This is a genomic window from Amnibacterium soli (genome assembly GCF_039544415.1).
GTDB classification, from domain to species: Bacteria; Actinomycetota; Actinomycetes; order Actinomycetales; family Microbacteriaceae; genus Amnibacterium; species Amnibacterium soli.
In genome coordinates this window covers 1-583 of record NZ_BAABLP010000013.1, presented here as the reverse complement: position 1 = coordinate 583, position 583 = coordinate 1, and the positions used below count along the sequence as shown (strand labels likewise).

Sequence of the window (583 nt, the reverse complement as noted above, 5' to 3'; positions counted from 1 at the left end):
CTGAACTCGGACACGTCGCGCGGCACGACGAAGGTCGACGACGGCGTCGTGGAGAAGATCGCCGGCATCGCGGCCCGCGACGTCCGCGGCGTGCACGACCTCGGCGGCGGCGCCGCCCGCGCCATCGGCGCGCTGCGCAACCGCATCAACCAGACCGACCAGGGCCAGGGCATCTCCGTCGAGGTCGGCGAGACCCAGGCCGCCGTCGACATCACCGTCGTGGCCGAGTACCCCGTCGCCCTGCACCGCCTCGCCGACGACATCCGCTCCGCCGTCATCGAGTCCGTCGAGTCCCTCGTCGGCCTCCAGGTCACCGAGGTCAACGTCGAGATCACCGACGTGTTCATCCCCTCCGACGACGCCGACACCGACGCCGCCCCCCGCGTCCAGTGACCCCCACCCAGACCGGGATGGCCGTCGCCGCCGTCCTCGCGATCATCTGGATCGCCTTCGGCTTCGGCGCCGCCGTGCTCGTCGCCATCGCCATCGCCATCGGCGCCCTCATCGGCCGCGCCATCGAAGGACGCCTCGACCTCAGCGAGATCATCGGCGCCCTCCGCGGACGCCGCAGCTCCTCATGAGC

2 protein-coding genes are annotated in these 583 nt (G+C 72.0%); both read left to right on the top strand.

The window, feature by feature from the left end; all coding sequences use genetic code 11:
- Entirely contained in the window at positions 1-393 is a 393-nt protein-coding gene (locus tag ABEA53_RS16890) for an Asp23/Gls24 family envelope stress response protein (RefSeq protein WP_345482488.1), read from the top strand.
- A 17-nt stretch (positions 394-410) separates the two neighbouring features.
- A complete protein-coding gene (locus ABEA53_RS16885; protein WP_345482487.1) occupies positions 411-581 on the top strand; it encodes a hypothetical protein in 171 nt (56 codons plus the stop codon).
- The last annotated feature ends 2 nt before the right edge of the window (positions 582-583 follow it).